Origin of the sequence: Hydrogenovibrio crunogenus (assembly GCF_004786015.1) — a bacterium.
Classification (GTDB): Bacteria; Pseudomonadota; Gammaproteobacteria; order Thiomicrospirales; family Thiomicrospiraceae; genus Hydrogenovibrio; species Hydrogenovibrio crunogenus.
Genome location: NZ_CP032096.1, coordinates 1,622,954 through 1,636,183 on the forward strand (window position 1 = coordinate 1,622,954; position 13,230 = coordinate 1,636,183).

Below are 13,230 nucleotides of genomic sequence, written 5' to 3' on the forward strand. Positions count from 1 at the left end.
ATTCTCATTTTTGTTTGTGTCAGTCACTCGAAATTCAACTACTCTTATCTATAATGAAAAACCACAAAGATCAATATTCCACACTTCGTTTGGTTTTCCAAGGTGGAAAATGTACTGTTCGTTCTTAAAACCTTCAAATACAGTTACAACACCTGATTAAAAAAAACCTAGCCAAGCTAGGCGCGCATATTATATACCAATTATAACAATATGTAAGTATTAAAGATTTTGGCTCGATTAGAGCCTCTAACTTTCAACGATAGAAAACACTTTTACACCCCTTCAGTTTTGGGATAACGTTTCCAGTGCTTCAATTTCATCACGGGTATATAAAGCCTCAGCTAATAGACCTATAGCAGACTCTACCGCTTCTTCTAGTACCGGGTGGTAATAAGGCATTCTCAATAATTCCAGCACTTCAAGCTGCTGCTCAACCGCCCAAGTTAACAGGTGGGTAAAATGCTCTGCGTGCGGCATAATTAACTCACCACCAATCAATTGCTTGGATGCCTTATCAGCATAAAGAGAAATCACGCCTTTATCTTCTCCCATCACAATCGCTCGACCATTGTTTCGTTCAAGCTTAAAATTGATTACCACCGTTTGATCCAAATCCAATGATTCATAGCCCACCCCAAAAAAACCAATTTGAGGATCCACAAATGCAATCCCTAAAGGCGTTTTTCGTTTATAGGCAGTCATATTCGGATAGGCCATAGCATTATTCACGGCTATCTTGCCCTCATGTCCGGCTTCATGCAGAATCGGCCTAAACCCATTAACATCCCCTGCAATAAAAACAGGCAGATCAGACACCTGCATGGTATGTATATTAAAAGGTGGCATCCCTTTGTTATCTAGATCAACCCCTAACGCTTCAAGACCAATACCATCCAGATTAGGGCGACGCCCTAAAGAGGCAAATACAGCGTCAACTTCAAACGTTCCTGAAGAGACTGTTATTTTGACCCCTTCACGGGTTTCCTCAACCGTCGCCGCCTCTCCCAGGTAAATCGGAAACTCTCTAGAAATTAATTTAATCGCTTGTCGAGAGGCTTTAGGAGACTGTAGACCACAAAGGGTGTTCGACATCTCAAAACCAATCACCTCAACGCCCAGCCGGGAAAGAGCTTGACCTATTTCCAGACCAATGATGCCTAATCCAATAACCGCAATCCGCTTAGGAAGTGCTTCCAATTCGAACACTTCGTCACTGGTGATTAACTTGTCACCTAATGATTTCCATGCGTCGGGTACAACTGGGCGAGAGCCTGTGGCGATAATAATTCTCTCACCTTGAATCTTTTCGCCATTCACTTCCACTATGTCAGGAGCAACGAATTTAGCAAATCCTTTAATCAACTGATCCGGCCCAAGCGTATCGGTTGATCCAGCCTGAACACCTGACGTAAAACGATCTCTAAAAGCTCTAACCCGTTTCATTACCGCAGTATGATTAATAGTTAAGCCATCCGCGCCATCAATACCAAAGTCATAAAAATGTTTACGGGCGTGAAAATGCTCCGCGCAATGAATCAGTGCTTTGGATGGCATGCACCCAACTCGGGCACATGTTGTTCCAAATGCGCCACCATTAATCATGACAAAATCATCTGTTTCTCGACGAATTCGTCCTAAAGCGGTTAAACCAGATGAACCTGCCCCTAAAATAATGTACTTAACACGTCTCATAATTTTTATCTCTTAATATTATCAGTCATCTATTTCAAGCGAAATTAACATGATTTTATACGCAGTCTATCGAATTCATCCCACGCTTTCTAGATAAACTGGTATATTCGTATCTAAGATTTAAATTCATTCTAGCGTCAGAATATGACAACTTAAAGAAATGACGCCGGTAAAAACAATAAAACTAAATAGAACTTGATTAATATTGCTATCAAAATAAAATCATTTCTAAGAGATATGTACGCAAAGCGAGCTTGGTTTGTTACACAGTTTGAATAAAATGATCATTGGTGCTTTGGCCGGCTGGGTTTTCTTAATTCTGCCCACCACCCTTTGGAGCCAAACACTTCCCAACCAAAGAATCTCCATCTCTGAACGCATTCTAAACCCGTTTAAAGGAGACCTACCTGAGCTGAGGAAAAGACGATTAATCCGTGTCTTAGTGAGCTATACAAGAACCAACTTTTTTCTAACCCCTAAAGGGTTTCGCGGACTGGAATACGACTTGTTAATGGCTTATGAAGCCTATTTAAACAGAGGTCCAAGAAAACAACGCTATGAAACGCATTTAACATTTATTCCAATGCCTTTCAGCGACATCCTCCCCAAGCTTCAAGCAGGCTATGGCGACATTGCAGCATCCGGGTTTACAATCACCCCAGAACGAGAAGCAATGGTGGATTTCACGTCACCTTACATTAACAATGTCAAAGAAATCCTTGTCTCCAGCAAAGATGCAGAGCCTATTGAAAAGCTAGCAGATTTTTCTGGAAAGCAAATCATCGTTGTCAGCAACAGCAGTTACATTATTCATCTGGAAGCCATCAATCAAACACTAGGACGTTTAGGCTTGCCCCCTATGGAAATCGTCAAAGCGGATCCTTTAATTGAATCAGAGGATATCTTGGAGTTAATCAATGAAGGGATTTACCAATACACCGTTGTTGACAATCACATCGCCTACATCTGGCAACGCGTTTTAGATAATATCCAATTGCATGAAAACATGATTATTCACCATGACAGTAATATCGGCTGGGCCATTCAAAAAAACAACCCTAAACTTAAAGCCTCTCTTAACGATTTCATTCAAGCCTATGCTCAACCCGGTCGTTTTCTTGGAAATGCCATCTATCAAAAATACTTCAAAAATACTTATTGGATAGAAAAACCTCTGACGCATGATTTGTTAAAACGAGTTCATTGCTTGAAGTATTATTTTCAACGATATGCCGAATTTTATGGCTTTGACTGGAAACTCATTGCGGCATTAGCCTACCAGGAATCAAGATTTGACCCTAACAAACGGAGTCATGCCGGAGCCATTGGCATTATGCAAGTTAAGCCTTCAACCGCCAGAGACAGGAACGTTAACCTGCCTAATATCAAAGACCTAGAGACGAATATTCATGCGGGCGTAAAATACCTGGCTTTCCTGAGAGATCGCTACTTTTCCAGCAACGATTACACCCCCGAAGAAAAAGATAACTTCACTTTGGCGGCGTATAATGCAGGCCCAAGAAAAGTGCTCCAGCTTCAGCAAAAAACAAAGCAATTGGGTTTAAACCCATACAAATGGTTTTACAATGTGGAGACAACAGCACGACAAGTTATTGGGCATGAAACCGTTAATTATGTGACCAGCATCCAAAAAATGCGAATTTTCCTAGATGCTTCCAAACGACTGGACCAAAACAAACGACTCTATTTAGAAAAAACCGTTAGTGAAAACGAGTTTTTTAAAGAGGACGATACACCTTGACGTTGTGAAACCCTGCGTCATGCAGATATTGAGCGTGCAATTGACTCATCACCCCTTTTTGGCAATAGAGCAAATACTCTTTATTGGAATCTAAGTGCTTGAACTCATGATTCAATTTATGGAATGGTATCGTCAAGACGCCTTCCATATTCAGAGGATCTGAAGCGGCCTGCTCTTCCTTTCGAATATCAATCACGACTTGATCCTTTACTTCATGAACCACATCCACCGCTTGTGCTTCATTGACATTGGCAACAATCGAATCAACTGGAATAAACTCAGCCGTTTCAATTGCTTGCTGTAACACATCATAATTGAATTTTCTTGCCTCTCTTTCCATCCGTTTGAAAGAGCCATGCGTAATCGGGTTCTGAGAAATCACGCCACAGTATTCCGGCATATTTTCGGCAAACTCACGCGTACCAATCCGGTCTGCAATAGCCATAATGTCCGGCTTACTCATCACTGAAAGTGGACGTAATACCAGCTTATTCGTGACTTGGTCAATCAAGGCTAAGTTACGTAATGTCTGGCTAGACACTTGAGCAACCGATTCACCGGTCACTAAAGCATCAATGCCTTTCTGGTCAGCGATTTCTTCAGCTGCCTGCAACATCAATCTTTTAAGCGTAACCCCCATATAAGATTCATGTGTGGAACGAAAAATTTCAGCCACCACGTCTTCAAACGGCACAGTAATGAATTCAACACGATGCGAAGCACCAAATTGCTCCCACAAATAAAAGGCAACCTGCTTAACCCCTATTTCATGCGCGGCGCCTCCCAAATTGAAGAAAATAAAATGCGTTTTCAATCCACGCTTCATGGTTAAGTAACTGGCAACGGTGGAATCAAATCCGCCAGACATCAAAGACAAAACTTCTCCCTGACTACCTAAAGGGAAACCACCCAGGCCTGGGTGGCGATTTTGAATGATGTTTAATTGATCCTGATGGTACTCCAATTCCACTTTGATGTCGGGATGATATAAATCAACGCCCTTCGGGTTCCCCTTCTGGAAACAATAAGCACCAATAAAACGCTCCATATCAAATGATGAAAAATCATGTGTCCCTGTTCTTTTGGCTCGAATGACAAACGTTTTATTTTCAATCTTGGGAACGGCATATTCAGCAACTTTCTCAGCGATTTCTTCCAATGTTTTCGCACAAGATTGCTCCACTTCTAACACCTGCTCAATTCCCGGTGTTTTCAGTAAAATATCGCGAACCTGACTTCCTTGTTCTTTCGTGCAGAAAACTTCAATCTTATCCCAGTATCGTTTGGTTTCAACCTCAGACAATTTACGAGACAGCAAGGTCTTTAAATTAAAATGTAGCTGATTCACCATTTTCTTTTTAACGGCGTTGCCTTTCACCATGATTTCAGGAAAAAGTTTGATAATAAATTTCATATAATTCTTGTCTACTATTTAGCATAAAAGCCGTGACAGCTTTTTGTTTTTAATTATTGAGAGTTTTCATATAAGCCCTGAACCGGACACTAGGTTAAACCAGACTGTTACTCATCAAGGCACGACGGACTTCATCGATCACATCATCTTCAAGGTAGAGTTCTTTCTGAGCACGCTCAAGCATCTCTTTTACTTCGGACCCCAAAAAACTATCAAAACTGACTTCGCTGACGATCGAATTACCTAATTGAATCAAAGCGATCAAAGTTCGAACATGTTTGTTTTTGACAGCATCCAAGTTGCGTTGATGATGCATCAACATCACTTGAGCGTAGATGGAATCCAAGCGCCACTCTTTTGCCACCAATAATCCATAAAATCCGTGGTGGGTTTTATAATTTTTCACTTCTCGGCTGAGGCCGCTGTAACAATTTGTCAACGTATTATAAAAAGTCTGTTGGTAGTTACCGAATTTCATTTCCATGACAATGGCACCCGCATTATGGAACAATCCAGCCAGATAGACCTCATCTTGCTGAACACCGTCCACCCAACGACTCAGTTCAGTTGCCACATTCGCCACATCAATACTATGATCCATCAGATCATCAAAAATAATATCGGCTACTTGTGTTTTAAACCCTAAACCGAACACCAAATTCTTAAGACGTTTAAGCCCTAAAGAATCAATTGCACCTTTAATGGTCGTTACTGAATCAGAATCTTTGGATAGAAATTGGGATTGGTTCGCAACTTTGATTAACTCGCCTGACAACACCGTATTCCGACCAATGATACTGGCCACTTCATGCATATCAGGAAATTCAGTTTTTTGTAACAAATTTTGAAGTTCAATCAACTCAGCCGGTATGGTTGGAATATCAAAATCAGCCAATTGCTGCTGCGCAATCAACATTTGTTGTTTTATATCCATAAACTCTTCATCTTACTTATAAAATCTGTTACAAAACACGTCATCAACACTCGTTGTCAATCAGTTCAAATTATGTCAATCGACTTAACGGTAATATACAAAATATTTGTAAGACATAAAAAACAATATCTGAGTTTTAAAACTTAGCACATATTCAAGGCTCATTATAAAGCAGAGAAAGCTTAATTTCTCATGTTTAATTACCGCATTTATTCCCTGCATCTGCTATCTTCATGCAGTCCCAATAAAGCCCGCTACAGGTGCGTAATCACTTGAAATTTCATCCACTGCCTGTTATGCTTACGCCAATTTTATTTTCAACATAAGAGAGACTCTCAATGAAAAGATTAGATCAAGTCTTAGCGGCCGATGGCGTAAACGCTGAACTAGAGTTAGTAATCAAAGACGTTATGGTTGCTTGTAAAGATATTGCATACAAGCTAGGTCAAGGTGAATTAGCCGGTATTTTAGGCGCGACTGAAGATGAAAACGTTCAAGGCGAAACACAAAAAATGCTTGACGTTATCTCTAACGATCTTTTAAAAGATATCCTCGTTGCAAACCCATATGTTCGTGGCGTTGGTTCTGAAGAAGAAGACTACACCATTGCTGGGCATGCAGATGGTAAATACCTAGTCACATTTGACCCGTTAGATGGATCTTCTAACATTGACGTTAACTTGTCAGTTGGAACAATCTTTTCTGTCTTAGAAGCACAGGACGACCAGTCTGGTGATAACCAAGAAGTATTCCTACAAAACGGGCGTAAGCAGGTTGCTGCCGGTTATGTTCTTTACGGCCCATCTTCATTACTTGTTATGACTACAGGTAATGGCGTTAACCTATTCACCCTAGACACAAACATTGGTGAGTTCGTTCTAACAAAAGAAGCTCTACAGATTCCTGAAGACACAGCTGAGTTCGCGATCAACATGTCTAACCAGCGTTTCTGGGAACCTGAAATGAAGCAATACATTGATGACTGCCTACTAGGAGAAGAAGGTCCTTTAGGTAAGCGTTACAACATGCGTTGGGTTGCCTCAATGGTTGCAGAAGTTCACCGTATTTTAATTCGTGGTGGTATTTTCATGTACCCTTACGACAACCGTGATCCTTCAAAAGCTGGGAAACTACGTTTAATGTACGAAGGAAACCCAATGTCAATGATTGTTGAACAAGCCGGCGGGGCTTCTTCAACGGGTCGTATGGACATCATGGACGTTGCGCCTCAAGGTATTCACGACCGTGTTCCAGTGGTACTTGGTTCGAAAAATGAAGTTGCTAAAGTTGTGGCTTACCACACAAAATAAGCTAAGCGTTTTAGCATCAATTTTGAACACCCGCTTCATGCGGGTGTTTTAGTCTCTAACATCAATTTTAGTTTAAAAGGATAAAACCATGGGTTATTCAGCCGTTCCAGCTGGAAAAGACGTTCCGAACGATATTAACGTTATCATTGAAATTCCAGCATTTGCACCACCGATTAAATATGAAGTCGATAAAGACACTGACCTTGTTTGGGTTGATCGTTTACAAGGCGCAACCATGCAGTACCCTGCAAACTATGGCTATGTCAACAACACTCTTTCAAATGACGGTGACCCGGTCGACGTACTGGTTGTCACACCTCATCCTTTAATGATTGGATCTGTGATTCGCTGTCGCCCAATCGGCATTTTCCACATGACCGATGACGGTGGTGAAGATGCAAAAGTGATTGCGGTGCCTATCGACAAGTTGACACCCATTTACAAAGCCGTGCAAAAAGTGGAAGACATTCCTTTATTGAAAGAACAAGTCGAACTGTTCTTCAGCCACTACAAAGACATTGAACCTGGCAAATGGGTTAAGGTCGATGGTTGGGGAGATGTGGAAGCCGCTCGTAAAGAAATTTTAGACGGAATTGCGCAATACGAAGCCGCTGAAAAATAAACGCTCTTCAACCAGTTAAGCCGAATAAAAACGGCCAGGCCTGGTTAATTTAAGGCCTGTTTTAGAACTCTAAAGCAGGGCTTTTTTTACCCCATCAATGTTTGCCAGCTCTTTTCAACGACCGCTCTTTCCACTTTAAAATCCTCATCAGGAATCAGCGATTTTTCATTTTGCAATGCCAAGCGATGATAACGTGTTCGATACACACGATAGGCATCAATTAACGCTTCGACTTCTTCAATAGGTAGCAGCTCAACGGATTTTATCGTTTCCAATAAACGAATATTATCTGACCATTTCGTCAATTCATCAAACTCATGTGCATGCCCTAACACCAAATATTGCACCATAAATTCAATATCGACAATCCCCCCACTACCTTGTTTTAAGTCAAACTGCTCAGAATTACTCTTATCCAATGAGTCTCGCATTTTTTGACGCATCGACACCACTTCTTGCTTAAGCGTATCCAACGCTCTAGGCTTGGCAATAAAGGCTTTTTTGAAATCATAGAAATGCTGCTGACTGACTTCAGAGCCTACAACCGCTCGCGTACGAACCAATGCTTGATGTTCCCAAACCCAGGCTTTATTCTCTTGATAGGCTTCAAAAGATTTTAAATCCGTAATGATCATGCCGCTCGCCCCATTGGGGCGGAGTCGGGTATCGACTTCATACAAGGTTCCTGTCGGCATAAAGGTTGTTAACAAAGAAATAATCTTCTGTGCCATACGCATAAAGTAAAGATTGTTTTCCAACGGTTTGTCACCATCACTACTGGCTGAAGGCTCCACCCCATCATAGAGAAACACAATATCTAAATCAGAGCCATACCCCAGCTCAATACCGCCCAATTTACCATAACCGATGATTAAAAACGGCATACCTTCATTGAAGTCAAATCCGCCAGGTAAACCACTTCTACGCTGCATAAAACGCCATGCATACTCTGCCGTCACTTCCAAAACTGCTTCTGCAACCCAGGTCAAGTAGTCACTCACCTTCATAATCGGTACATGTCCAGTAATATCAGCTGCGGCCACCTTAAAGACTTGCGCGTGCTTCCATTGACGTAAATGGTTCATAAAGGATTCATCATCTGGAAAGCTCTCGTCGAGAATATGATGTGCTTCTTGTTTTAAATCGGTTAATTCCAACGGTTCATATAAAATTCTTTCATCCAGTAACTGGTCTAACAAAGCCGGATATTTCACCAACATTTCGGTCATCCAACTGCTTAAGGAACACAATTGCAACAAGTGTTTGATGGCATGCAGATTTTCTTTTAACAGCACCAGATAAACACTTCGATTCATCACAACACTTAAAATTTTCAACACTCGTTCCAAAGCCAACGCTTCGTTCTCAACCTCTTGAAGTCCCATCAGCAATACAGGTAAAACCGCTTTAAACCGGCCGACAGCATCGGAACTGGCGTGCGTATATGATCGAGATGTCAAAAACTGATTTAGAATATCAACGACTTTTTCAGGCGCTGTCAAAGACAACGATTCTAAAACCTCTAAATCAATTTCATTCGATAAACAGGCTTGTTTAAAATCGTTATCTTCCACCGCATCATCGGATTCTTCGGCAAAAACGGCATCGAATTCCGTTTGAACAAATGCCAGATAAACGGCCAACTCTTTTTTGAACAACTCATAGTTGTCAAATCCCATTGATTCAGCCAAACACTGCTGCTGATGGGCATTGGTCGGCAAATCATGCGTTTGCTGGTCATTCCATTCCTGCAGGCGATTTTCTGCCTTTCTCAAAAAGAGGTAAGCCTCTAGTAGATGTTGTTTGGTTTTTTCATCAATGTATTGGCGTTCCGAAAGAGCTGTCAACATAGGAATTAGTTGACGCCCCTGTAGTTGCGTATCTCTTCCACCATGCACGAGCTGAAAAGCCTGCACAATAAACTCGATCTCCCGAATACCTCCCGGTCCCAACTTAATATTGTCATGCTTATCTTTTTTCTTCACCTCGGCATTAATCATCATTTTCAATTCGCGCAAGGCTTCAATTGCGGTGAAATCGACATATTTTCGATAAACAAAGGGGCGAAGAATATCAAACAACTCCTCCCCTTTCTCTTGATTTCCAGCAATCACACGAGCCTTAACCAAAGCATAACGTTCCCATGCTCGCCCGTGAATTTGATAATAGGTTTCCATCTCTGAAAAACTGACCGCTAAAGGTCCCGTCTGACCAAAAGGTCTTAAACGCATATCCACACGATACACCATCCCGTCCGGCGTGAATTCGGTTAAGGATTTATTCATCGCCTGCCCGAGTCGGGTAAAAAACTGGTCATTTGAAATCGTTCGCACGCCACCTTCCGTTTGGCCTTTTTCTGGATAGACAAAAATCAAATCAATATCCGATGAAAAATTCAGCTCTCGGCCACCAAGTTTTCCCATTCCCAATACCAACATTTTTTGGGGCTCACCTGACTCTTGACCTATCGGCGTACCAGAACGTTTTATCATTTCATCATAATGCCAATCCAAAGCACCAGAGACTAGGGCATCGGCCAAATCAGACAGATCCCGTAACGTTTCTGCGACATCTGCCAGCCCCTTTAAATCACGAATAGCAACACGAACCATTTCGGCTCGTCTAAAATATCTTAACCGAGCATTCAAGGTAGCCAAACTGTCACTCGCTTTCAGCTCAGTGACAATCTTTTGAATCATTTCGCCCTCTTTATAAACATCCTCCCAGCAATGAGCTTCCAATAAATCGGGAAAACGTTGCGTTTCTCGCTCAACAAAAAGGCTCCAGGAATTAATTTTTTCTAAAGGGATCATTTGACTCATTTTAATTCTCTTTTTCACTCATTGAAGGGACTTGAAAAATGACCAGGCCTGGCTATTTTAAGCGCTAACAGTACTTAGTCTTTTTTAAAGTCATGCATATTATAAATATAAAGCTTTGTTTTTCGTTTGTCAGATAATTCCCACACTTCACTGGGTTCTACTTCTGGAACCGCAAAACTGTTTGAAATAAAGATAGCGTCTTGCGGTAATTCAGACAAGACTTTTGTCCAAAGTTTCGGCATCGGATCCGGTGACAAGAAAGCATAAACCACATCATAATATTCCAGCTTTGCTTTCCACATGTCCATGGGGTAAACATGGCCGCCCCTAAAGAGCGTAAACAGCTTTGAGAGAAGATAAGGAATCGGAGCCGTTTCAACACCATCAGAACGCAGGACATTCACTTGCTGCCCCATAAAAACCACATTGCCACCCAAACCACAGCCTAAATCTAAAAAACGAATATCCTTACGACGTTTAATCAATTTTTTTAACGCCATCCGCGTTGTGGAATTAGTTAAATAAAGCGGTACACGTTCCTTAATGGCGTTAAAAAAGACCAGCCAAAGCAATAGAAAAATACCCAATGCCCAAAACGGATTCAATTCAAAATGCAACCCAATATACAAACCGACCGGTAACCCAAATTGAATCAAACGCCACCAACATGGCAATCCCATCCGACAGCTTAAAAAAGCCGCTAAAACGCCTTGAACAATAACAAGTCCCCAAACGGGATATGGTGGTGCAATGATGAATTTCAGCAACCACACACTGGCCGCTAATATAAGGAGTGCAAAACCTTGTGCTAACAAGGCGATCATGATTTTAGGTAATCTCTTCACTTCTGCTCACTTTGGTGCACCAATAAAAAACAACCACGCACCACAAAAAAAATAAAACTTCTTAATAAAACTAAAAAAATTAGCTTAACTACTTGTTTAAAAAAGAAATTCTAAACATGGCATAACCAAAGCTATGTGATGTACGAACAATTCGTCAATCACAAAAACAGAGGTTAGTATGAAACTTGTAGTCGCAATTATCAAACCTTTTAAGTTAGATGATGTACGGGAATCTTTACATGAAATTGATGTTCATGGGATGACTGTCACTGAAGCTAAAGGTTTTGGTCGCCAAAAAGGGCATACCGAAATTTACCGTGGCGCAGAATACGCCATAGAATTTTTACCAAAAGTACGCATTGAAATTGCCGTACCTGAAGAAAAAGTGGAAAGCGTTATTGAAGCTATCGGTAATGCTGCTCGCACTGGAAAAATCGGGGATGGAAAAATCTTTGTAAGCCCAATCGAACAAGCTGTTCGTATTCGAACTGAAGAGAAAGGTGAAGTCGCACTTTAATTAGAAGATCTTCTCATCAAATCTTTTGTTAAACGATAAGGAACTAAGTTATGGAACAAATATTAGAATTAAGCTACGCATTAGATACTTTTTATTTTCTAATGTCTGGCGCACTGGTCATGTGGATGGCAGCAGGTTTTGCCATGCTGGAAGCGGGACTGGTTCGTACCAAAAATACAACAGAAATTTTAGCTAAGAACGTTGGGCTTTTCGCCATTGCCTGTATTATGTATATGTTGGTTGGTTACAACATTATGTATGGTGATGCAATTAACTCAGTGATTCCTGGTTTAAGCTTCCTATTAGGTGGTGACAACGCAACAGCAGCAGTCGTAGCTGGTGGTGATGGTGCACCTTATTATTCAAACATGTCTGACTTCTTCTTCCAGGTTGTGTTCGTAGCGACAGCAATGTCTGTTGTATCGGGTGCGGTTGCTGAGCGTATGAAGTTAATGTCTTTCTTCGTGTTTGCAATTGTTTTAACGTCAGTTATCTATCCTGTCCAAGGTTATTGGAAATGGGGTGGTGGTTTCCTAGATCAACTAGGTTTCTTAGACTTCGCTGGTTCAGGGATTGTTCACATGACAGGTGCGGCAGCAGCACTAGCCGGTGTTCTTCTACTTGGTGCACGTAAAGGTAAATATGGTCCAAACGGTGAATCTAAAGCGATTCCTGGTGCGAACCTACCGCTTGCAACTTTAGGGACATTCATCCTTTGGTTAGGTTGGTTCGGTTTCAACGGTGGTTCAGAGCTTAAAATCTCTAACGTTGAAGAAGCAAACGCAGTATCAATGATTTTTGTTAACACACTATTAGCAGCTGCTGCTGGTGTTGTTGGGGCGCTATTAGCTTCTAAAATCAAGTTTGGTAAAGCGGATTTAACAATGATGCTAAACGGTGCACTAGCAGGTCTAGTCGCAATTACGGCAGAGCCTCTAACGCCAAGCGCTTTAGAAGCAACCTTAATCGGTCTTGTCGGTGGTATCATTGTGGTTGCAGCGATCTTGATTCTTGACAACAAGTTCAAAATCGATGATCCAGTAGGTGCAATCTCTGTGCATGGTGTTGTAGGTATCTACGGTCTTATCGCAGTAACGTTCACTAACCCTGACGCAAGCTTAGTTGCTCAGTTCATCGGTATTGCAGCGATCTTCAGCTGGGTATTCATTACAAGTTTGATTGTCTGGGCAATCATCAAAGCAGTGATGGGAATCCGTATCTCTGAAGAAGATGAGTTCGAAGGAGCTGATCAATCAGAATGTGGTATGGAAGCTTACCCTGAGTTTACAAAGTAATCTCAAATAAAGCTTAA

10 protein-coding genes are annotated in these 13,230 nt (G+C 41.4%); 5 read left to right on the forward strand and 5 right to left on the reverse strand.

The window, feature by feature from the left end; genetic code table 11:
• Positions 1-282: 282 nt before the first annotated feature.
• Complete coding sequence (locus tag GHNINEIG_RS07845; protein ID WP_135796135.1) at positions 283-1,692, reverse strand: dihydrolipoyl dehydrogenase; 1,410 nt, start codon at positions 1,690-1,692, stop codon at positions 283-285.
• Between the two features lie 259 nt (positions 1,693-1,951).
• Between GHNINEIG_RS07845 and GHNINEIG_RS07850 the strand changes: the two genes are divergently transcribed.
• Positions 1,952-3,454 carry an MltF family protein gene (locus GHNINEIG_RS07850; protein ID WP_135796136.1) on the forward strand — a complete coding sequence of 501 codons (1,503 nt, stop codon included), beginning with the start codon at positions 1,952-1,954 and terminating at the stop codon, positions 3,452-3,454.
• On the opposite strand, the gene thiI is transcribed toward GHNINEIG_RS07850, so the two are convergent.
• Entirely contained in the window at positions 3,432-4,868 is a 1,437-nt protein-coding gene (thiI, locus tag GHNINEIG_RS07855; RefSeq protein WP_135796137.1) for a tRNA uracil 4-sulfurtransferase ThiI, read from the reverse strand. The genes GHNINEIG_RS07850 and thiI overlap by 23 nt on opposite strands.
• 94 nt (positions 4,869-4,962) lie before the next feature.
• The gene (locus GHNINEIG_RS07860; RefSeq protein WP_011370915.1) at positions 4,963-5,802 is read right to left on the reverse strand and encodes an HDOD domain-containing protein; all 840 of its coding nucleotides are present in this window, start codon (positions 5,800-5,802) and stop codon (positions 4,963-4,965) included.
• Between the two features lie 338 nt (positions 5,803-6,140).
• On the opposite strand from GHNINEIG_RS07860, the gene GHNINEIG_RS07865 reads away from it, so the two are divergent.
• Positions 6,141-7,112 carry a class 1 fructose-bisphosphatase gene (locus GHNINEIG_RS07865; RefSeq protein WP_135796138.1) on the forward strand — a complete coding sequence of 324 codons (972 nt, stop codon included), beginning with the start codon at positions 6,141-6,143 and terminating at the stop codon, positions 7,110-7,112.
• A gap of 88 nt (positions 7,113-7,200) precedes the next feature.
• On the forward strand, positions 7,201-7,734 hold the full coding sequence (gene ppa, locus GHNINEIG_RS07870) for an inorganic diphosphatase (protein WP_011370917.1): 534 nt from the start codon (positions 7,201-7,203) through the stop codon (positions 7,732-7,734).
• Positions 7,735-7,820: 86 nt separating this feature from the next.
• Here the strand turns inward: ppa and glnE are convergent, their stop codons facing one another.
• Both glnE and GHNINEIG_RS07880 read right to left on the reverse strand, forming a co-directional pair.
• Positions 7,821-10,556 (reverse strand): bifunctional [glutamate--ammonia ligase]-adenylyl-L-tyrosine phosphorylase/[glutamate--ammonia-ligase] adenylyltransferase, encoded by a 2,736-nt coding sequence (gene glnE, locus GHNINEIG_RS07875; RefSeq protein ID WP_135796139.1) that lies wholly within the window; start codon positions 10,554-10,556, stop codon positions 7,821-7,823.
• A gap of 74 nt (positions 10,557-10,630) precedes the next feature.
• Positions 10,631-11,401 carry a hypothetical protein gene (locus tag GHNINEIG_RS07880; RefSeq protein ID WP_135796140.1) on the reverse strand — a complete coding sequence of 257 codons (771 nt, stop codon included), beginning with the start codon at positions 11,399-11,401 and terminating at the stop codon, positions 10,631-10,633.
• Positions 11,402-11,579: 178 nt separating this feature from the next.
• On the opposite strand from GHNINEIG_RS07880, the gene GHNINEIG_RS07885 reads away from it, so the two are divergent.
• Positions 11,580-11,918: a P-II family nitrogen regulator gene (locus GHNINEIG_RS07885; protein ID WP_011370920.1), complete on the forward strand. Its 339-nt coding sequence runs from the start codon at positions 11,580-11,582 to the stop codon at positions 11,916-11,918.
• A 50-nt stretch (positions 11,919-11,968) separates the two neighbouring features.
• Entirely contained in the window at positions 11,969-13,213 is a 1,245-nt protein-coding gene (locus GHNINEIG_RS07890) for an ammonium transporter (RefSeq protein WP_135796141.1), read from the forward strand.
• The last annotated feature ends 17 nt before the right edge of the window (positions 13,214-13,230 follow it).

Bases quoted from the DNA above. Each gene is read 5' to 3' on its own strand.
- GHNINEIG_RS07845 (WP_135796135.1), bottom strand. From the start codon at position 1,692: ATGAGACGTGTTAAGTACATTATTTTAGGGGCAGGTTCATCTGGTTTA.
- thiI (WP_135796137.1), bottom strand. From the start codon at position 4,868: ATGAAATTTATTATCAAACTTTTTCCTGAAATCATGGTGAAAGGCAAC.
- GHNINEIG_RS07860 (WP_011370915.1), bottom strand. From the start codon at position 5,802: ATGGATATAAAACAACAAATGTTGATTGCGCAGCAGCAATTGGCTGAT.
- GHNINEIG_RS07865 (WP_135796138.1), top strand. From the start codon at position 6,141: ATGAAAAGATTAGATCAAGTCTTAGCGGCCGATGGCGTAAACGCTGAA.
- ppa (WP_011370917.1), top strand. From the start codon at position 7,201: ATGGGTTATTCAGCCGTTCCAGCTGGAAAAGACGTTCCGAACGATATT.
- glnE (WP_135796139.1), bottom strand. From the start codon at position 10,556: ATGAGTCAAATGATCCCTTTAGAAAAAATTAATTCCTGGAGCCTTTTT.
- GHNINEIG_RS07885 (WP_011370920.1), top strand. From the start codon at position 11,580: ATGAAACTTGTAGTCGCAATTATCAAACCTTTTAAGTTAGATGATGTA.
- GHNINEIG_RS07890 (WP_135796141.1), top strand. From the start codon at position 11,969: ATGGAACAAATATTAGAATTAAGCTACGCATTAGATACTTTTTATTTT.